The sequence below is a fragment of the Neobacillus drentensis genome, from assembly GCF_036966985.1.
GTDB classification, from domain to species: Bacteria; Bacillota; Bacilli; order Bacillales; family Cytobacillaceae; genus Neobacillus; species Neobacillus drentensis_E.
Genome location: NZ_JBALSN010000013.1, coordinates 1 through 20,587, shown reverse-complemented (window position 1 = coordinate 20,587; position 20,587 = coordinate 1). Strand labels below are relative to the sequence as shown.

The 20,587-nt window shown below is 41.4% G+C and carries 16 protein-coding genes; 5 read left to right on the top strand and 11 right to left on the bottom strand.

Going from position 1 to position 20,587, the window contains the following annotated elements; translation table 11 throughout:
* Positions 1-37: 37 nt before the first annotated feature.
* The 11 genes from V7659_RS00840 to V7659_RS00790 all read right to left on the bottom strand — a co-directional run bounded on the left by V7659_RS00840 (position 38) and on the right by V7659_RS00790 (position 15,354).
* Positions 38-529 carry a PepSY-associated TM helix domain-containing protein gene (locus tag V7659_RS00840; RefSeq protein WP_335537495.1) on the bottom strand — a complete coding sequence of 164 codons (492 nt, stop codon included), beginning with the start codon at positions 527-529 and terminating at the stop codon, positions 38-40.
* 71 nt (positions 530-600) lie between these two features.
* Positions 601-1,761, bottom strand: coding sequence for an ABC transporter permease (locus tag V7659_RS00835; RefSeq protein ID WP_335537497.1), 1,161 nt, complete (start codon positions 1,759-1,761; stop codon positions 601-603).
* Entirely contained in the window at positions 1,745-2,455 is a 711-nt protein-coding gene (locus tag V7659_RS00830; protein ID WP_283875998.1) for an ABC transporter ATP-binding protein, read from the bottom strand. Before V7659_RS00830 ends, V7659_RS00835 begins: the two co-directional genes overlap by 17 nt.
* Complete coding sequence (locus V7659_RS00825; RefSeq protein ID WP_335537494.1) at positions 2,455-3,435, bottom strand: HlyD family efflux transporter periplasmic adaptor subunit; 981 nt, start codon at positions 3,433-3,435, stop codon at positions 2,455-2,457. Before V7659_RS00825 ends, V7659_RS00830 begins: the two co-directional genes overlap by 1 nt.
* A 176-nt stretch (positions 3,436-3,611) precedes the next feature.
* Positions 3,612-6,002 carry an Ig-like domain-containing protein gene (locus tag V7659_RS00820; protein WP_335537496.1) on the bottom strand — a complete coding sequence of 797 codons (2,391 nt, stop codon included), beginning with the start codon at positions 6,000-6,002 and terminating at the stop codon, positions 3,612-3,614.
* A gap of 173 nt (positions 6,003-6,175) precedes the next feature.
* Positions 6,176-7,105 carry a phosphate ABC transporter substrate-binding protein gene (locus V7659_RS00815; protein WP_335537493.1) on the bottom strand — a complete coding sequence of 310 codons (930 nt, stop codon included), beginning with the start codon at positions 7,103-7,105 and terminating at the stop codon, positions 6,176-6,178.
* A gap of 209 nt (positions 7,106-7,314) precedes the next feature.
* On the bottom strand, positions 7,315-10,437 hold the full coding sequence (locus V7659_RS00810) for an efflux RND transporter permease subunit (RefSeq protein WP_335537492.1): 3,123 nt from the start codon (positions 10,435-10,437) through the stop codon (positions 7,315-7,317).
* 171 nt (positions 10,438-10,608) lie between these two features.
* Entirely contained in the window at positions 10,609-12,966 is a 2,358-nt protein-coding gene (locus V7659_RS00805) for a glutaminyl-peptide cyclotransferase (RefSeq protein WP_335537491.1), read from the bottom strand.
* Between the two features lie 247 nt (positions 12,967-13,213).
* Positions 13,214-13,390 carry a hypothetical protein gene (locus tag V7659_RS00800; RefSeq protein WP_335537490.1) on the bottom strand — a complete coding sequence of 59 codons (177 nt, stop codon included), beginning with the start codon at positions 13,388-13,390 and terminating at the stop codon, positions 13,214-13,216.
* A 293-nt stretch (positions 13,391-13,683) separates the two neighbouring features.
* Positions 13,684-14,991 carry an ammonium transporter gene (locus V7659_RS00795; RefSeq protein ID WP_335537489.1) on the bottom strand — a complete coding sequence of 436 codons (1,308 nt, stop codon included), beginning with the start codon at positions 14,989-14,991 and terminating at the stop codon, positions 13,684-13,686.
* Between the two features lie 3 nt (positions 14,992-14,994).
* Positions 14,995-15,354, bottom strand: a complete 360-nt coding sequence (locus V7659_RS00790; RefSeq protein ID WP_144550502.1) for a P-II family nitrogen regulator — start codon at positions 15,352-15,354, stop codon at positions 14,995-14,997.
* 269 nt (positions 15,355-15,623) lie between these two features.
* On the opposite strand from V7659_RS00790, the gene V7659_RS00785 reads away from it, so the two are divergent.
* The 5 genes from V7659_RS00785 to V7659_RS00765 all read left to right on the top strand — a co-directional run bounded on the left by V7659_RS00785 (position 15,624) and on the right by V7659_RS00765 (position 20,483).
* The gene (locus V7659_RS00785) at positions 15,624-16,127 is read left to right on the top strand and encodes an Lrp/AsnC family transcriptional regulator (RefSeq protein ID WP_335537488.1); all 504 of its coding nucleotides are present in this window, start codon (positions 15,624-15,626) and stop codon (positions 16,125-16,127) included.
* Positions 16,124-17,338, top strand: coding sequence for an aminotransferase (locus V7659_RS00780; RefSeq protein ID WP_335537487.1), 1,215 nt, complete (start codon positions 16,124-16,126; stop codon positions 17,336-17,338). Before V7659_RS00785 ends, V7659_RS00780 begins: the two co-directional genes overlap by 4 nt.
* A gap of 166 nt (positions 17,339-17,504) precedes the next feature.
* A complete protein-coding gene (locus tag V7659_RS00775; protein WP_335537486.1) occupies positions 17,505-18,623 on the top strand; it encodes a PAS domain S-box protein in 1,119 nt (372 codons plus the stop codon).
* A complete protein-coding gene (locus tag V7659_RS00770; RefSeq protein ID WP_335537485.1) occupies positions 18,563-19,009 on the top strand; it encodes a GGDEF domain-containing protein in 447 nt (148 codons plus the stop codon). The genes V7659_RS00775 and V7659_RS00770 overlap by 61 nt, the downstream gene beginning before the upstream one ends.
* Before the next feature lie 172 nt (positions 19,010-19,181).
* Complete coding sequence (locus V7659_RS00765) at positions 19,182-20,483, top strand: NCS2 family permease (protein WP_335537484.1); 1,302 nt, start codon at positions 19,182-19,184, stop codon at positions 20,481-20,483.
* Positions 20,484-20,587 lie beyond the last annotated feature (104 nt).

Below are 20,587 nucleotides of genomic sequence, written 5' to 3'. Positions count from 1 at the left end.
ATGGTGCCTGACACCCAACCTTAACTGTATTCCTGAATTACGCTACTTGCCCGTCAGTATTACGTTTTCTTCTCTTTTTATCAGCTTTGAGGACTTTCATGGATAGGTAAATGCCTGAACCGGTTAAGAAGATTAACGCGATCGCCACTAAGTCGACCAGCCATTTTACATTTGTTGTACCGATTTTTCCTTCGTGGAGACCCCTGATGATCCCTGTGATTGAAGTAGTTCCGCCTTCACCGCCGGCTCCAGGTCGGCCTGGGAATTGATTTTGTGCTGCAGTTTGACCTGTTTGGCCGTTTGCGTTTGTTCCAGTTTGGGCTTGAGTTTGTCCTGAATTGGTTGTTGTTCCTTGTTGCATAGCTCCACGATTAAACTGTCCTGGCTGGAAATTACCTTTATTTCCTTCCATTTGTGTCTGGCCAATTAACCAAGGTTCATTCATCAACAATCCCGTTACCGACTCGATTAAGATAAAGATGGAACAGATTAGACCAATCCATAAGTGTGCTTTTCTCGTTTTTTTCATATACATTCTCCTCATTTCTTAGATTTGTTTTGACTATTTCGTGTAAAGCGTGCTCTTTTCTTTCTGAAATCCTACTGATAGCGAAGTGCCTGAATCGGATTCAATTTAGATGCTTTATTGGCTGGGAATACTCCGAAGACCACACCCACGGCGAGCGAGAATAGGAACGATGATAGAATCACGGTTGGTGAGTAGGCAATGCTTAAACTCATCAAAGAAGATACCATTTTTCCTAACCCTAATCCAAACAGAATTCCAATCAAGCCCCCCATCGAACTTAGCACCACGGCCTCAATTAAAAATTGTAAGAGCACATCTCGACGTTTGGCTCCAATAGCTTTTCTAATCCCAATTTCCTTCGTCCGTTCTGAAACCGATACTAGCATGATATTCATGATGCCAATACCGCCGACAAGTAAGGAAATACTAGCGATTCCTCCTAGCATCATAGTCATGGTATCAGAAACCGAACTCATCGTGTCCATCACATCCTGCTGGTTTGTTACACCATAATAATCACTTTTTCCCGGATACATACTGGCGAGTGCCATTTTAACCTCATTCATCACGAAATCCATCTGATCCTCGCTTTTGCCCTGCAAATAAACGGTACTAATGGTCGTGCTGCCAACTAAACGCTGACCCGTGCTCAACGGGACAATAACCACATTATCCCCGCTCTGTCCGAGTGAGCTTCCTTTCGAAGCCAGTACTCCTACTACTTTAAACGAGGTGCCTGACACCTGAATGTATTGACCGATCGGATTCTCTGTGCCGAAAAAGGTGCTAGCTGTTTCCGAACCGAGGACGGCAATCTTTTGGCGGTACTCGACATCTAAATCGGTAATAAAGCGCCCTTGAGTGACCTTTGCATCACGAACAGATGAATAGGCCGCATTTGTTCCTGTTAAGGTAATCTGGGAGGAGGTCCGCTCTTTTTTCACATAGACCCGGCCAGAAACAACCGGTGCAACAGCTTTCACGCCATCGATCTCACTTAACTCACTAATTTTATCCTCCGTTAGTTCAATATCGGTACTATAGGTATTTACCGTCAAAAGGTTGGTTCCCAATTGATTGATTTGACTGGTGACGTTTTTCGCTGACCCCTGGGCAATCGAAACTAGGACGATAACTGACGAAACTCCAATAATGATGCCGAGCATCGTCAAGACTGCCCGGAGTTTATTGCTTCGGATACTCCGTAGCGCCATTTTAATGGATTGCAACATTCCCAAGCAGGACACCTCCATTCTCAAAGAGCTGGCCGTCTTGAATACTAACCATTCTTTTTGCTTGTTTTGCGATTTCCAGATCATGTGTGATTAAAATAATCGTATGCCCTAATTCATTCAGTTCCTTCATTAAAAGAAGGATCTCTTTGCTAGTTTTACTATCAAGGGCACCGGTTGGTTCATCGGCGAGGAGAATCGATGGCTGGCCAACCAAAGCTCTCGCAATCGCCACCCGTTGTTGCTGCCCTCCGGAAAGCTGGGTTGGCAGGTGGCCGGCGCGATCCTTCAAGCCAACCTTATCCAATCCGTCTAATGCCCGCTCACGCCTTTCACGTGTAGGTACACCGGCATATAACAAGGGCAATTCCACATTTTCAAGTGCGGAGAGCTTACCTAATAAGTTAAAGTTTTGAAAAATAAACCCGATCTTCCGATTCCGAATCGTTGCTAAACTATTGTCATCCATTTTCCCAATATCTCTGCCATCAAGGTGATAAGTCCCTTTATTCGGCCGATCAAGGCAGCCCAGCATGTTCATTAGGGTCGATTTCCCTGACCCAGACGGACCAATGATGGCTAGAAATTCACCCTTTTGGATTTCTAATGATACATCATTGAGGGCATGGACCATTTCACCGCCAAGCCGATAGGTTTTCATCATATTTTTAATTTGAATTATCGGTGTACTCATTAATTACCACCCTTTCCGCTTTGCGCTCCTTGTCCATTTCCACTAGGAGGCATACCGCCGCCAGTCATCGCGCCCATGCCGCCCATATTGCCTCTCATCATACCACCTTGACTGTTAGTTGAGCTGCTTGTGGCAAGTTCCGGTAATTGAATCGTTTCACCTGCGGTTACTCCTTCTGTTAGTTCTACATATTCATCCGTAGAAATTCCTGTCTTTACCGTTTTTTGCTGGCTTGTGCCCGCTGATGCATCGGAACTTGAATCCGTCGAAGCCGCAGTCACAATCACATATTTCTCGTTATTATTTGTATAAACTCCATCGACAGGAACATAAAGAGCATTTTCCTTACTTTGAGTTAAAATACTAGCTTCCGTACTCATCCCGACTTTTAAATTTTTAGGTTTATCAATGTGAATGGTGACATCAAAAGTCGATGTTCCGTTCGCAGATGTTCCCTCAGCAGCAATCGCCGTTACCTTTCCTGTATAAGTAGTGTCAGGATACGCACTTACAGTTAAGCTGACTGTCTGCTTCTTTTTAATTTTTGTAATGTCTAACTCATCCACTGCAACAACCGTTTGTAGATCCTTGTAATCGGTTAGATGGGCGACCACCTGACCATTCGTTACCCGTTCTCCTTCTAAAACAGAAACCGTGGTAATCGTCCCGTCAGCAGGAGCTGTAATCGGATCACTATCATCCGTGAAGGTAATTAATTCATCCCCCTCACTTACTTTGTCACCTGCTGAAACCAAGACTTCATCGATTTCATTATTATCATCTGTTGCTTTAATATCTTCACTTGTTACTGGTTCAACCGTACCTGAACCACTAATCTTCACTTCTAGTTTCCCTTGTTGAACAACAGCCGTTCGAGTTTGAGCTGTTGCCTCCGAGCTCACCGTTTTTGATTTATAATATTGAAACCCGACAAACCCAATAACTACAACACTAACAAGAATCCAAATCAACTTCTTCATCTATTCCTACTCCTTCGCTCCCCCACTGCAATTGCGCCCTCAGCCAGCAAGGAAGTTATTTATTTGATGAGCCTATTATCTTGTCAGTTCCTTAACTTATCCTTAACAAAAAAAGAAAAGGTGTCAGGCACCATGTGAAAATTTCACATGGTGCCTGACACCCAGCTTGTTTGTTCTTAATTCACTTTAATGGTAACTGAACTGCTTTTATTACCAGCCTTATCATGAACATAAATCGTTAAGGTTGTGCGTTTTTTCTGCGTTTTAATATTTACTTTGTAATTTCCTTTTGCATCTGTCGTTGTTTTACCTACATATTTTTTTCCATTATAAACATAGACAGTCGAGCCAATTTCAGCTTTTCCTGTAACAATAGTAGATTTATAGGTTACTTTATTTACAGAAGGTTTAGCCGGGGCTGTCTTATCGACAACTTTAATACTCTTTGCAGTGCTTACATTCCCAGCTTCATCAGTTACTGTAATCTTTATTTCTGTTGCTGCACGTTGTTTAGCAATGCTAAATTTATACTGACCATTTTTATCAACAGTGGTACTCTTTTGATATTTTCCATTGATATAAAGCTTAACCGTTGCGTTCGCTTCGGCTTTCCCAGTTACAGATGTGGATTGATCCGTTACTTGGTTAATGGTTGCAGCCGCAGGAGCTGTGAAATCTGGCATATTTGTAAATGACGGAAGTCCAGAGATATAACCAACACCGCCTGTTTTATTAATTCCAATTTCTTTTTCCATTGCGTTCTTTAACTCTTCTTTATTAACGGCAGTAATAGCTTTAGCGTCTAATTCATCACCAGGATGTTGGAAGTTACTCATAATATAAGAGAAACCATTACGATCATCAGCCGCGAACAATCCAGTAGATTCCGCTCCTGCTGGGTTCGATAAAATACGTGTTAACTCTTTCGTATCGACATTATAAGCCCATACATAGTTATTCGTATGCTTACTGCTATCTTCGCCAATAAATAAGGTTTTCATTTCTTCAGAGTAGCTTAAGTTGTCAGGACTAGCTACTTTATCTACATTCGCTGTATTACCGTAAGCATCAGCCGTTGCAAGGTCTTCACCTGCAAGTAAACCTGACATCGTTGTAGCTACATATTTACTCAGAATGCCGCGACCGCTGTTATCTTTTTGAGCGCTCTTTAAGTCTAATTGATAAGTTACACCGGACTTAATTTTTGGCAATTGAATATCATCTGAAGGTGCAGTTCCTGTGGTGTCTTTTTCCATGCTGCCGCTTTGGTCGGAAATAGCGATATACACCTTGTTATCTTTGGCGTTATATGTTACACCTTCCATTTTGTTGAATTCGGTAGTAGCACCAAGGTACGCTGCATACCGGCGTGATTCAAGAAAAGCTGCCGCTTTTTCCATACCAGGCTTAAGTTTTACATATTCTGTTTTTCCGTAGGAATATTGTTTAATCGCTTTAAAACCTGGTTGCGCTGTATCAGACGTTTCAAAGATGTCACTGAATTTAATATCTTTCTCTATGATCGCTTGAATTTCCTTATCATTGGCATGTCCTAGCTTAACCCATTCTAAATTTCCTGAACCGCCATTTTCAGTCCCAGTTTGGACGAATTTAGCAGCGTATAATGTACCAGCTGATAAATCTTTCGCTTTATCGGCTACATACATGAACATACCTGTATTTCCGCCGTCATCACCAAAGTAGGCTGTACGATTGTCAGGCATCATTTTCATTAATTCATGAGAGAAGCGGCCCAGACTGTAGTGTTTTTCTACTTTTACTTTACCGTTTTTCTTCACTTGGATTTCTGGAACGTAGCCATAGAAATATGGATTTGCTTTTAATTTATCACCAAAGTAAAGCTGTGAAAAGCTTTCAACGGAAGTTCTTGCCGATGACTTGGCATCAAATTCATAGTTGCGTGCGTCCGGCTCATACTCTTCCGACCCTAAATGAGTATTCCATGGGGAGAGGGAACCATTACAAGGAATCCAAAGTCCATTCACATCTGAAAAATCAATTTTCTTAACCGCTTCAGCTTTCAATTCACCAGTCTTCTTATCTTGGTCTAAAGTCGTTAAGGACATGGAAGCAGGAACAATTCCATAAGCAGAATTACCAGCCGCATCTAATGTCTGATATTCATAATGTGTAACCATATAAATCTTTCCGTTAATTGGATTTAGTAAGCTGTTTGAATCCGGTGCATCTGAAACAAATGGTGTGGATTTCCCAGGAACACTAGTATCCATGATCGGATCTCCGTAATAATCAATCGGAGTTCCTGCTGGAATTAATTCACCGTTGTTCATAGCGATTTTATCTTCTGATTTAAAAAGTCGTTTGTATGATAGCGGGAACGTTTTAACTTTTCCATTGCTGTATTTAACATCAACAGTAGCGCTTGTATACGTTTCTACCATTTTATCGATAGTAGTTGGGGCAGGCATTCCATTAAATTTAACAGAGTCAATCTTGACTTGACTATTACCTGCAGCAAACGCTGGTGTGACGGCAGGAATGGTTAACGCAAGTGTTAGAGCGACAGCGGCACCCTTTTTTACCATGCTATTCTTATTCAATGTGATATCCTCCTAGATATAAGTTTTTCTATCATCTACTAAACACATGTAATATTAATTACTGAGTTGAATTTTAAGGTTCCTAGAAAAAAAAAAGTAGAAAGGAATGGTAAAATCCTATCTACTTTTATATCAATCTTTTACATTATAAACTGGTCTTAAAGATTTTTTTGAGTGCCTTGTGCATCACGTTCAACTTGCATTTTTGTTACAGGAAGGTATCCTTGCTCTTGTAATAAAGTATTTTGGATATCATCTGACATCATATAATCAAGGAATGCTTTTGCAAGATCTGTTGCCTCACCCTTAGTATAAGAGTGTTGGTAAGCCCAAACTGGGAATTTACCTGATTGTACATTTTCTGCAGTTGGTTCAACACCGTCAATGGCAAGAGGTGTTACTGTTTCATCAGTGAAATACGAGAAAGCAAGGTAACCAATTGCACCATCAGTTTCATTAATAATCTTTTTAACTGTGTTTGAAGAATCTTCCGTGATTCCTTCAGCTGGGGTTGCTCCATCAAGGGCAAATTTATTAAAAATTGCTCTAGTTCCAGAAGAATCAGGACGGTTTACAAGAACGATTTTTTGATCTGCTCCACCAAGTTCTTTCCAGTTTGTGATTTTTCCAGTGAAAACTTTAATTAAATCCGCTTTTTTAATATCTTTAATCCCTACTTTAGGGTTAACGGCAGCAGTCATCCCTACTACAGCTACTTTATGGTCAACAATCTGATCAGCTGGAATTCCTTCTTTTTCTTCAGCAAAAACATCAGAGTTACCAATTTGAACAGATCCTTCAGCAACTTGTGATAAGCCTGTACCAGATCCACCCGCATTTACTTGTATATCAACTTTAGGATTAGTAGCCATGAATTCTTCAGCTGCAGCTGCCACAAGAGGCTGCATCGCAGAAGAGCCAGAAATAATTAATGAGCCAGAAAGTTCTTTCGTTTCCTCAGTTTTTGGCGTTTCTTTCTTCGCAGTTCCTTCTGTCTTCTCTGTAGAAGCTGCGCCTCCACAAGCAGCCATGAATACCATTAACGCAGCGAGCAATGTAAGTAGGCTTAAGTTTTTCAATCTTTTCATTTGTTTGAATCCCCCTAAGAATTATTATTGGTTGTTTACAGGTATTAGATTAATCCTTTTTTGTTAACTGAGTATTAATGCTTTGTATAGTTTTGTAAAGATTTGATGTTGTTTGTAAACTTTTGTCGGTTTCTTCTTAAAATCTAGCTTTCTTTAAAAATAGAAATATCACCAACCTTCTTAGGCAGGTGATATTTGCTTTATAGTTATTATGCTGACAACTGTTGTTGTTTTGCCTGCATTTTTCTAACCTTTCCACTGAGCCATTGGTACAGAATCGGGATAACCACAAGGCTGATCAGTGTGGAGCTAATCATTCCGCCCACGACGACAACCCCAAGCGTTTGTGAAATAATCGTGTTCCCGGAACTTGAGAAAGCTAAGGGCAGTAAGGTTAAGACGGTTGTTCCCGCAGTCATTAACACTGGCCGAACCCGTGTAGACGTTCCTAGTAGAATTGCTTGTTTTGGTTCCAGCCCTTCGGAAAGGTTCCGTTCAATTTTATCGACAAGTACAATTCCATTGGTGACGACAATACCAGTGAGCATCAATATTCCAATTAATGCAGCGAGATTCCACTCCATTCCGAAGAAAGCCATGCTCCATACTGATCCTATTAACGCCAGCGGAATGCAGATAATGACTGAAACGGGTGCATACCAGCCGCGAAAAACACTGCTCACAATCATCAAGACTAGCAAAAGAGACAGTGCCAGAGCAAGACTCATCTCAATTACCATTTGTTTCACTTGCTGAGAGATCCCTCCAAGCGAATAATCAATGCCTTCAGGCAGGTCCAAACCTTTCATGGTTTCATTTACTTGTTTTGTTACCTTCCCGATATCTCGAGTAATAATATTTCCTGTCACAGCAGCAAATGGACGACCTTCCCGCTCACTGATCACCGATTGATTACTGGTCTCCAATGTCGTAATTTCCGCCAGCGACACCCTCGAACCGTCCTTGGCGGTAAACATTTCATTGCCAATTTTAGATAGAATCGTTTTTTCAGGATCTGGGTCACCCGCTGCCAATAGACTTTTCTCATTGTCTAACCGAAGGGCAATTGGGATATTCCGGTCGCTAGAAGAAACATCCATCCTTAGTTCCTTTGGTAAATAGTGATCGATCCGATTAAGAACTTCATCGACATTTATACCCAAGCGTTGAATTTCTTCCTGATGTAGTGAAAGATAATGTTTCATGGATGCATCTGCATCATTTGCCGCTCCCTCCATACTTAAACCAGGAATCATCTGCAGCTTACTTCTGACCATAATGGCAGCTTTGGCCAGATTTTGCTGGTCAGCCCCCGTTAAAATGACCTTTAAGCGGGAATCATCTCCAGAAATATTCTGATTAGATACAGTATAGACGGAAGATGTTGATAATGTGCCAAACTGCTGGCGCACTTTTTTTACGAATAAATCGATATTAGTTTGATCTTTGACCCCTACTGAAATATTGGCGACATTTTGCTTTTGTATCCAACCGCCGCCTTCATCAAAGACATCATCAAACATCGGTGTAAATGTCGAACCAAGAGTGGAAGTATATGTTTCTACCTCAGGATCATTTTTTAAGATGGTTTCGATATTTTTCACTTCCGAATCCACATCAGAAAGCTGTACTCCTTCAGGAAGCTCGACCTGGATGGCCACATCCTTTGAATTTCCTCTTGGAAAAAAGTTAACTGGCAGAACGAAGGCTTCTGCAATAGTAATCGCAAAAAGCACCAGGGTAATTCCTACTACTATTTTTTTCTTCAAAAACGCCCAATGAAGAAGGTTTTGCGCTCTTGTCTCTAATTCCACTGACTTATTCATCGGCCATTTTTTCCATAATAAGTGGGCTAAGGCTGGGACGACAATAATAGATACAGCAAGAGATGTCACAAGGGCGATGACCACCGACCAGGCAAATCCAGAAAATGCAGAACTAATGATTCCGCCGATAATACTTATAGGCAGAAACACAGCAACGGTGGTGGCAGTGGAGGCAACAATAGCTGGGATCATTTCTACTACCCCGCTAGCCAAATGCTGAATAGTGATCTGTCTGTTGTATTTTTCCATTTGTTTTCTGTACATATTATCGATGACAACAATTGAATCATCCACCACTCGGCCCATTGCGACAATTAATCCAGAAATGGTTAAGATATTCAAACTAACATCCATCGCTTTGAGGATCGCTGTCGCACCAAGAAGGCAGATAGGCAAGGATAAGACAATAATTAATGTCGAACGGACATTCTTGAAAAATAAAAATACACAGATAATGGAGAACAAAATCCCCAATATCCCCTCTTTGATCAGACCCTTTAAAGCAGCGTTTATGTCTTTTCCCTGATCCAATAAGATAGAAAGATGGACTGTTCCTGATTCGATTTCAGGAATTTCTTTGATCCTTTCGTTGATCCGTTCTGTCACATCTGTAATGTTTGAAGAAGGTGTCTTTAAGACATCGAGCAGAACACTCGGCTGCCCTGCTGTTCTTGAAATCGTTTGTAAATCAACAATACTACTCTCAATGTCTGCTACTTCCTGTAAACTTACTGTTTTCCCTCCGCTAACAGGTATCTTTACACCTTTTAAGTCTGCACTATTAATTGTCCAATCGGTCACACGGATTGGCATCGATATTTGGCCATCAGGTCCGCCCTTTTCTTTGATTGTTCCCTGCGGCCATTCTGGATGAAGGGAGCCTAAAGCATTTTGGACATCTTTTAGGGTTATCCCATATTTTTGGAGTGCGTCTGCTTTCAATGTCAACACGTAACCGGAACTCCCTGCCCCGGTTACACGGACTTCTCTAACTCCTGGAACACGCTTGATTTCATTCACCACTTTATCTTGAATAGATGTACGTAATTGGTTTTCATCGATTTTTCCGGCATTATTCGTCAAGCTTACTCGCATAACAGGGAAAGAGTTCGTACTGACCCGTGTAATCAATGGTGGTTTTACACCGACTGGTAAGCTAATTTTATCCACAGCCGCCCTTACTTCAGTTTCCGCCTTTTCCATATCGGTGTGGCCAGGAAAATAGAGGCTGGCCATTAAACCGCCATCAAAAGAGTTTGTTTCAAGATAATCAAGCTTATCAACAGATCCGACCGCTTCCTCCACTTTTGAGGTAAGGATTTGTTTGACCTGATCCGATTGATATTTATCGGCCTGAATCGTTACCATCAAGGCAGTGTTGTTAATCGGTGGTAAGTAATCTCGCTGCATCTGAATTGCAGAAATGGCCCCCCAGGCGATAATCAGGACAACACATGTCAGGATCAAAACGGACCGTTTCATCGATCCTTCAATAAATCGAATCATTTTTTAATACCATCCTTTTAAAATAGTAGTATAAGTCCATATGCAACAATAAAAGGGTGACCCATGGATGTCTGGTATCACTGACAGAATACTGTATTGAACTCTTACGAATTTACAGCATTTACGAATGGTGCCTGACACCCGCTTTTGGGGTCACCCTCTTTAGATTATTTAATTATTCTTTTTTTCGGCTGGATATGGTTTATCTCCTTTTGTAGCTTTCCAGAGAATTTTGTTCAATTTTTCTGAATCAGCATGGTCAACGCCTGAGAAATCTAGTTTTTTAGACTCTTGAGCCATCGGTGCTGTTTCTCCATTTTTCCTGTCAAGTGGATAAGTTGGCTCTTCCACTTTAAATAGTGAAAAGTTTGGTTTATGGGTAAATGAATTAACCATTGGCGCTGCTGATGCATCAAACTGTGTCATTGGTTTCATCCCTAAAATCATTTCCATGGTGCGAAGCATCGATGTTGTATCGTACATGGTGCTGTCCACTCTGCCTGTTTGGGTGTAAGGACTGATTACAAGCGATGTCGTGCGGTGGGCGTCCACGGAATCCCAACCATTCTGTGCATCATCTTCGGTAACAAATATGGCTGTATCTTTCCAATAAGGTGAGTTACTAACCTTATCGACTAGCTTACCGAGTGCATAGTCGTTTTGTGCAACCATGGCTTGCGGTGTTAGTTCTCCGGGTCTTGTTCCGAGCGTATGGTCGTTTGGCAATCGAACGATTTGCAGCTGCGGAAGATTCCCATTATCTACATATTGATTAAATTCTTCTTCCCACGCATCATAGCGGGTCAAGTCCGAAATTTTAAGATTATAAGAAGGATAGTCAGGGTCAAAATTATTGCCTAGGCTAGCTTCTGCAGCCACATATTTTCCTGTCTTGCTGTCATAATTAACGAATTCACCATAGCTTCTAAAGGATACCCCCGAACGAGCAGCATTCGTCCATAAGAATCCTGCTTTCGGATAGGCTGCTTCATTGCCCCCTTCAAAGTCATAGCCGCGGTTACGACCCGAATAGTTAGCAAGCCAGTTTTTCTCTACATAGTCGTTAGCCTGTGCAGCAGTAGACCAGTTATGCCCTTGAGCACTGATTTCAGCATTTGCATAAAAGTTGTCTAATAAAACGAATTGATCGGCCAGCTTATGAATATTTGGTGTAATATCTTTACCAAAAATGGTTAAGCTCGGGTCGCCATTTCCTTTTTCCATATCCCCAAATACCTGGTCATACGTACGATTTTCCTTGATCACATAAATGACATGCTTAATCGGTGATTCTTGGCCTTCCAAGCGAGGGATTGGGAACTTTTTGCTTGCACTGGAACCTGTTGGTTTCAATTCTTCATTATTCTTTTCCACTTGTTTCGTATATTTCTTCAGCTGTTTTTCGCTCGGAACGTCGATAAAGGACATTGTTCCTTTCATCATATTCCCGATATACTGTCCTTCCCGGTTTGATCCAGCACCAAGGCCCTTGGCATTGAGAACCATTAATTTGTCATCATGTAAATATATACCGCTTGGATACCAAGCAGTTGGAATAAACCCCTTTACTTCACCTTTTTGCAGGTCAATGACCGCTACGTCGTTATTTCCACCGTTGGTAACGTATAAAGTTTTGCCATCCTCGCTTAACGTTAAAGCATTGGGCTGACTTCCCGCAGGCGCATTTTTATAAGGGCTTAGCGAAATGGTTTTGATTTCTTTTTGTTGTTTCGTGTCGATGATCGAAACGGAATCACTGTCGGAATTGGATACAAAGAGTTTGCCGTTCGCTGCATCTTCAATCAACGCATTCGGATGCAGTCCGACTGGAATGGTGTTTTTGATCGTCAGCGTTTCTGGATCCACCACACTGATGCTGCTTTCACCCCAGTTACTGACATAAAGGGATTTCCCATCATTACTCACTACAGCTGCATAAGGATGTTTCCCAACAGCGGTTGTTTTTACGATTTGATTTGTGGCAAGGTCAATTTTTGAAACGGAATGATTTAAATTATTCGCAACTATGAGCGACTTTCCATCCTTGGAAACAGCAATTCCAGCAGGATAAAAGTTTGTTTTGCTGCTGTCTTTAAGCATGATTGGAGCTTTTTCAGTTAACGTTCCATTTTCAAATCCATAGACACGGATTTTGTTATTGCCTCCCGCTGAAGCATAGACGGTTTTTCCATCGTTGCTGAATGCGACCCCAAAATAGAGCGATTCAGGAGATTTGTATGGGATGGTCTGTATGACCTTCTGGGTGTTAACGTCAACCACTTGAAGAGACTGTTCACCTTGTCCATCATTGGAAACAATAAGATAACGGTGATCCGGGCTTAACACACCACCCATTGGGAAATCACCAAGCGTTACTTGTTGACCAGAAGGAGTAACAGGCCACCCATGAGAAGTAACCGCCGTTCCATCTGCCTTAGGGCCGACAATTTGTGTGTAGCCAGCATAGGCCGACGTTGAACCAAGTATCAATGAAGCTAGCGAAACAGTCAGTATCTTTTTCCGTTTCATAAAAAACATCCCCTTTTGATATGTATTACTTACACGCTTCATCTTACTCCCGCTTTGTAAACTAGAGGTTAAGTAGAGTTAAAGAAATATAAAGAAAAACAGGGGAATTTTAGTGTTGTTTTTCATAATTAGTAGTTTTAGCACAGTCCACATATGTCGGAGTGCCCAGAAAAATAAACAAAAAAACAAGGTGCCCAAAAGTTTAGGTCACCTTGTTATCAGTCCTTCAAATCCAGTATTTTTTATATTATTTCCCAGATTCTTCTGTCCCATCATCAGATCCGCTGTCTTGGGAATCTGTATTGCCACTATCTTGATTTTGCTCTGTATCCGCATCTGTTTTTGTATTGCTACAACCTGAGGCAGCTCCTAACAACATGAAAGACGCCATTAACACTAACATCCATTTTTTTAAATCCTTCATTTTTTTCTTCCTCCTTGATTGTTTCAAAATTTGGTACAATCCCATGATATAAAAATTCGCCAGAAAAAGAAGACGAATCACTCATTCTTTACAACCATTAACTAATTATTTACAATTTTCATAATAACTTAGCAAAATATTAAATCTGACTAGTCCATTTCGTCCTTTCTTTTCTACCGTTTGGATGCATTGATTTAGATAAAAAACCAAAATAAAAAGCCGAAAATAGACAGGTTCTAAATGAGAACTTGTTTATTTCGGCTTATTTTAATTTAAGAAGTATGATGCCTGCATCAAACCACGTTTTCTTTACGACTAACTGGAGAAGCAACCGTAATTCCTGTGGTTTCTTCAAAATTAAACAGGCTAGTCGGCAAATCCGTAAACCGCTCTAATTCATTGTAAGCAGGAATGCCATGGTAGGACATATCCAAGCCTTCTTCTTCTTCCCGCTCTGTTGCTCTGAAACCGACTGTTTTTTCGCATACCTTCGCGATAAAAGTACCGCCGAGTAACCCCCAAACAATCACGACAACAGCGCCTAAAAGCTGCACTTCTAATAATGAGACATGTCCCGTTGTCAATAATCCTTGCGTTGTATCAAACAATCCAACCGCAATCGTTCCGAAAACCCCGCTGAAACCATGAACCGCAACGGCACCGACCGGATCATCCACTTTCAAATAATCGACAAAAAGGGTGGTATAAATTACGAGCGTACCACTTATTGCGCCAATGAGAACGGCGCTCCACTCCGAAACAAAGGCACAGCCTGCTGTGATGGCAACCAGTCCAGCCAACACCCCGTTTATCGTCATACTCGGATCAGCTTTTCCAAACTTTTTCATCGTCATGAATAGTGCCGTCGCTCCCCCGCTTGCCCCCGCTAGCATGGTGTTGATGGCAATCGGAGCGAGTGCGGAACTGGAAGCATCCAATGTACTCCCCGCATTAAACGCAAACCACCCGAACCATAAGATAAAGGCACCGGCAGAAGCTAACGGAATATTACTAGGTGCAAACACATTGGAACTTCCATCAGAATTAAATCTTCCTTTTCTCGGGCCCAATAGCTTTGCCATTGCAAAAGCAGCGAAGCCACCGACGGCATGAATCGCGGCAGATCCAGCAAAGTCCTTCATTCCTAATTTGGCTAACCATCCATCACTATTCCATATCCAATGACCAGATAGGGGGTAAATAATAATGCAAATGAGTGCCGCTGTCACCACATAGGCTTTAAAGTTCATTCGTTCTGCGACAGCGCCTGAAATAATCGATACAGATGCCACCGCAAATCCCATTTGAAAAAGCACGAAAGCCACACTTGGCAGTTCAATCGAAAGAGCAATTTTCTCAGGGCTTCCAAATAGGGTGGTCCCAACGAATCCAAACGCATCGTTTCCAAACATGATCCCAAAGCCGATGAGCCAAAACGCTAAAGCACCAATCGTCAAGTCTACAAAAATTTTCATTGTCACATTGACGGCATTTTTCGTTCGGACCAACCCGGCCTCTAGTAAACTAAATCCACCTTCCATGAACAATACCATCGCGGCTGCGAGGACGACCCACACGGTATTTATGTACATTAATTCCACAAGTCATCCCTCCTTATTTGCTAAATCCTCAATATCATAATCTATTGTCCCTGTCCGAATGTTATAGGCCTCCAAAATCGGGTAAACATATATTTTACCGTCCCCATCTTCACCCGTTTGGGCCGCATCCACAATTGTTCGAATAGTGGATTCTACCAAATAATCCGAGAGGACAATCTCCAGTTTCACTTTAGGATGCAGGGTTACCTGATAATTTTTTCCACGGTAGACTCCCTGCGTATCCTTTTGCTTTCCTCTGCCAACCACTTGTGAAACAGTAAAACCTAAAATCCCCATATTTTTCAAACCCTTAATCGTCTCTGTGAGTCGTTCCGGTCGAATAATTGCTTCTATTTTTTTCAAGAGAATCGGCTCCTTATTTCATGTTATATAACCTAACATTGTATTGTTAAACTATATAACATACACTGATTTCCCGTCAATATATTTTTCACCTAGTCAGTTAATTTTAAATAATCAAAAATCTAAATGTGGTGCCTGACACCCTCGGATTTTAAAGGTGCGTTATTGTAACTGTCAAAAAAGAGAGAATTATCCCAACACTTACATTTGAGTTAAAAGCCATCCTCCTATAAAATCAATAATATGAAATTTAAATCAGGAGGCACCTTATGAAATTAACGAATGAAGAATTAGAAATATTAAAGCTTATCGAAGAAAACCATAAAATCTCTGAGGAAACAATTGCTTTAATGGTGATGAGCAGTGAAGAATCAGTCAGAAAAACCATTAAAAAGTTAGAAGAAGAAAAAGTAATCGTCAGTTATCCCGCGCTCATCGATTGGAGCAAAGTTGAAGGTGAGGAAAATATCGTTGCAATGATTGATGTAAAGGTAACACCAAAGCGCGGCGTAGGGTTCGATGAAGTTGCTGAGAGAATTTATCGTTTTCCAGAAGTAACCTCTCTCTACCTCATGAGTGGTGCGTACGATTTGTCGATCACCATTGAAGGGCAAACAATGAATCAAATTGCAACTTTTGTATCGGAAAAACTCTCGACGATTGAAAATGTCATCTCGACCACGACGCATTTCATGTTAAAGAAATACAAACATGATGGGGTGGTTTTTGGCAGTAGTGATGATAAAGACAGGAGAATGGTGATTACACCATGAAAAAGAATTATTCTCACTATCTATCTAACACTGCTAAAGAATTACAGCCATCTGGGATTAGGAAGTTCTTCGATTTAGCAGCCAGTATGAAAGACGTGATCTCCCTAGGCGTGGGCGAACCAGACTTTATCACGCCTTGGAACATTCGCGAGGCAGCTATTTTATCGATGGAACAAGGCTATACTGCCTATACCGCAAATCCAGGATTATTAGAATTACGACAGGAAATCTCTAATTACCTTAGTACAAGATTCGCTGTCAACTATGATCCAAAAAATCAAATTATTGTTACGGTTGGAGCTAGCCAAGCAATCGATCTCGCCTTTCGGGCCATTTTAAACCAAGGCGATGAAGTACTGATTGTAGAACCTGCCTTCGTTTCTTACGCTCCATTGGTAGCGATTGCCGGCGGGACACCTGTCGCAATTTCCACCTCACCTGCCAACGGATTTAAATTGACACCCGAACAGCTCGAAGGGGCGATTACGGAAAAAACCAAGGCGATTTTGTTTTGTTCACCAAACAATCCAACTGGCAGCACTTTAAATCGAGAAGAACTTAAGGAAATTGCCTCCATTGTTGAAAAGCATGATTTAATCGTCGTCTCGGATGAGATTTACGCAGAGTTAACCTACGAAGAAACCTATACCAGTTTCGCGGCGATTGAAGGCATGTACGGGCGAACCATATTAATCAATGGTTTCTCCAAAGGTTTTGCGATGACCGGCTGGCGCCTAGGGATGCTCGCTGCCCCGAAAGAATTAATTGAAGTGATGTTGAAAATTTTTCAATATACCACCATGTGTGCACCAACCATGCTCCAATACGGCGCGCTCGAAGCACTCAAGAATACCTTCCAAGAAGTGGAAGCAATGAAACGAAGCTACCGGATGAGACGGAACTACGTTGTACAAACCTTGAATAAAATTGGGTTGGACTGTCATACACCTGGAGGAGCCTTCTATGTCTTCCCATCCATTAAGGCAACTGGCCTCAGCTCCGAACAATTTGCCGAAGAACTGCTAATGCAGGAAAAGGTGGCCGTTGTACCGGGCAATGTGTTTGGGGAAAGCGGCGAAGGCTACATCCGCTGCTCATACGCAGCTTCGATGCCGCAGCTGCAAGAAGCCCTAAAAAGAATCAAGCAATTTCTTGAATCAAAAGGAATATACGGTGAAAAACAAACAGAAGAAGTAAAAATAAACCATTAATTCCTAACCAAAAACAGCCCATTTCTGACAGTTTCATCAGAAATGGGCTCTTTCGATGTATCATTAGGTGGTCTTTTTCACTAGTGCCTGACACCCATTTTTTTGTGACAGGTATCCCAAATTATGTTAAAATACTCGAGGTAATGGTAAAAAAGGGGTGGGATAATTGAAGGCCTTTGCAATCGATCTTTTTAATAGAAAGATGATGAATTCTATTACTAGCCGAGAGTTTATTCATCATAACTACGTTGAATTATATGAGCGAATTAAACTCATTTCTTATATGTTAACTTTTACCTATCCCTGTTTTTTCATCGTAGACTTTTTCCTGTTTAATAAACTGAGCTGCCCGACTTTTAAAATCAATCTTTCTGCCATTCACATCACAGGACTTGTTGTCTCCCTTCTATTTCTATTCATTTATCATAGGTATAAAAATGCTCCTAAAGTAGTCATCGTCACTAGTTATATCCTTACTTATTTGTTGATCGGTGCAGTCTCTTCTATTAATAGCCAGCTATTTACCGGGAATATCTACGCCTATATCATTATAGTATTAGGGGTTGCTGTATTTTTACCAATCCAGCCAAGACACTTACTCATGCTATTTTTGGTTATTCATATTTTCTTTATCTTAGGGCTTTATTTTTTTGAACCGGATCACTTCGCTTTTTTATCAAAGATGATTAACTCGACAGGGACCGCTGTCATCTCCTTTGTGATTGCCTTATCTTTCTATTCATTTCGAAAAAATGATTTTATGAATAAATTAAAACTTAGACAGAATGAGGAAAATTTCAGGCGCCTATTCAACCTTAATCCCAACCCACTCATTCTTACAAAACTAGATAATAATGAAATTTTGCTCATGAACAAACATGCGCTTGAATACTACCATTTGCATAGTAGCAACCTTGCTCACATCGACGGAAAATTCTTGTTTCAAAATCAAGAGGAAAAGCACGATATCCTTCAGCGTCTAATCGAGCAGCAAAGCATAAAAAACTACTGTATGGAGCAGCAAATCACACCTACGATAAAAAAATGGGTGATGCTGAGTTTAGAATTGGTAGATTACTTGGATGAACCTTGTATCTTGATTGGTGTTACGGACATCACCGACTTGAAAAAAAATGAGGAAGAGCTTTTTAGACATGCTTCGATTGACATGCTTACGGGGGTGTTAAACCGAAGAAGCGGGATGGAGATATCCTTAACCAGCAATTGTCCGCTGGTCCAGAATCTCAAGAATTTATTGTCGCCTATATCGATATTAACGATTTAAAAAAGACAAATGATCGATTCGGCCATTCCATTGGTGATGACCTCATCAAGAATTGCTGTGACACAATCAACCACCATATCACGGATGTGGATATTTTATTCCGCCTGGGCGGCGATGAATTTATCATTGTGTTCTTTCGCAAACAAATGAATGATGTGCGAGAGGTAATGAAGACTATCAAACTAGGTTTCGAGGAGATTAATATCACGCAGCAAAAGCCTTATTTTATCTCTGCAAGTTACGGTTTTTATCACTATAAACCGGGGACTGTCATGACCCCTGAGGAAATTCTCGAAATGGCCGATCAGGAAATGTACAAGCAAAAGGCTGTACACAAAAGAAAAAACACCTCCCTCGAATCTGCAATGCAAAAGTCAATCATATAGTCTGATGAATGGAACCATCCTTGGCACGGGATGGTTCTTTTTTTTGGTATCAGGCACCAGAATAACTGTTACAAAAATAGAACAAAATAGAAGGTAACTCTTGTATTTTTATCTAAAAACGAATATTATAGTTTAGGCCTTATTAAAATGTTCGTATTTTGGAGGAACAACTATGTTTAAACTAAAAGAAAATAATACAAATACAAAAACGGAACTGCTTGCGGGGATTACGACCTTTTTTACGATGGTCTATATAGTGGTTGTAAATCCGGTCATTTTAGCAGACGCCGGGGTTCCGTTCGGGCAGGTGTTCACCGCGACCATCATTGCTGCAGTCGCAGCAACATTATGGATGGCACTTTTTGCTAATTATCCAATCGCCATTGCTCCAGGAATGGGACTCAACGCCTTTTTTGCTTATTCTGTTGTAGGCGGTCATCAGGGAATTACCTACCAAACGGCCTTTGCAGCTGTTTTTGTCGCTGGCGTTATCTTCGTCATCTTATCGTTAACGCCCCTTAGGGAAAAATTAATTGACGCGATCCCGGAGAACCTTAAACACGGAATTACTGCAGGGATTGGCCTGTTTATTGCCTTCATCGGTCTTCGCCTTACAAAAATCATTACAGCTCATCCCACTAATCTTGTCGGTCTCGGCGACCTTCATTCAGCATCTGCTCTTTTAGCGCTAGTGGGTCTGGCGATTACACTTGTATTGATGTCGCTCCGAGTCAATGGTGCCATATTTTTTGGAATGGTCATTACCGGATTGATCGCTTTCTTTACCGGCCAGCTTGAGTTCAGTCAAGGATTTATGTCCCTGCCTACTCTGCCGGAGGGACTAATTATCGCTAATCCAGTGACAGCGTTGACCGACGTAATTCAGCACAGCCTTTATGCTGTTGTTTTTTCTTTCATTTTAGTGACCATTTTTGATACGACCGGTACGATGATTGGTGTTGCTAATCAAGCCGGTTTAATGAAAAATGGCAAATTGCCGCGAGCGAGAGAGGCATTACTTGCCGATTCAATTGGTACGGCAGTCGGTGCCATGTTTGGGACGAGCCCAACAACGGCCTATATCGAATCATCGTCAGGAGTAGCAGCCGGAGGCCGGACGGGTTTAACTTCCCTAACGGTTGCGATATTATTCATCCTGTCAGCCTTTTTCGGGCCGCTTGTCAGTTCGGTTTCCGGGATATCAGCGATTACCGCACCAGCATTAATCATTGTCGGCAGTTTAATGATGGGAAGTATCGCGAAAATCCACTGGAATGAACTTGATGAAGCCTTTCCTGCTTTTTTGACAGTCCTGAGCATGCCACTAACATCAAGCATTGCAACGGGGATTGCCCTCGGTTTCATAAGCTATCCGCTTCTGAAACTAGTCAAAGGGAAATGGCGCGAAATTCATCCATTGCTATATGTATTCGCTGTCCTCTTCTTTATCCAACTTGCATTTTTACAGCACTAATATATTAGAAAAGCGCAAGCGCCCTGGTCAGCGGCGTATGGCCTGGAGCGCTCCAACCGAGATAAAGGAAACACGAAGAGCCGGAGGCGATTCGATGTTGACTT

Excerpts from the sequence above, each read along its gene's own strand:
- V7659_RS00840 (WP_335537495.1), bottom strand. The coding sequence starts at position 529 with ATGAAAAAAACGAGAAAAGCACACTTATGGATTGGTCTAATCTGTTCC.
- V7659_RS00835 (WP_335537497.1), bottom strand. The coding sequence starts at position 1,761 with ATGTTGCAATCCATTAAAATGGCGCTACGGAGTATCCGAAGCAATAAA.
- V7659_RS00830 (WP_283875998.1), bottom strand. The coding sequence starts at position 2,455 with ATGAGTACACCGATAATTCAAATTAAAAATATGATGAAAACCTATCGG.
- V7659_RS00825 (WP_335537494.1), bottom strand. The coding sequence starts at position 3,435 with ATGAAGAAGTTGATTTGGATTCTTGTTAGTGTTGTAGTTATTGGGTTT.
- V7659_RS00820 (WP_335537496.1), bottom strand. The coding sequence starts at position 6,002 with ATGGTAAAAAAGGGTGCCGCTGTCGCTCTAACACTTGCGTTAACCATT.
- V7659_RS00815 (WP_335537493.1), bottom strand. The coding sequence starts at position 7,105 with ATGAAAAGATTGAAAAACTTAAGCCTACTTACATTGCTCGCTGCGTTA.
- V7659_RS00810 (WP_335537492.1), bottom strand. The coding sequence starts at position 10,437 with ATGATTCGATTTATTGAAGGATCGATGAAACGGTCCGTTTTGATCCTG.
- V7659_RS00805 (WP_335537491.1), bottom strand. The coding sequence starts at position 12,966 with ATGAAACGGAAAAAGATACTGACTGTTTCGCTAGCTTCATTGATACTT.
- V7659_RS00800 (WP_335537490.1), bottom strand. The coding sequence starts at position 13,390 with ATGAAGGATTTAAAAAAATGGATGTTAGTGTTAATGGCGTCTTTCATG.
- V7659_RS00785 (WP_335537488.1), top strand. The coding sequence starts at position 15,624 with ATGAAATTAACGAATGAAGAATTAGAAATATTAAAGCTTATCGAAGAA.
- V7659_RS00780 (WP_335537487.1), top strand. The coding sequence starts at position 16,124 with ATGAAAAAGAATTATTCTCACTATCTATCTAACACTGCTAAAGAATTA.
- V7659_RS00765 (WP_335537484.1), top strand. The coding sequence starts at position 19,182 with ATGTTTAAACTAAAAGAAAATAATACAAATACAAAAACGGAACTGCTT.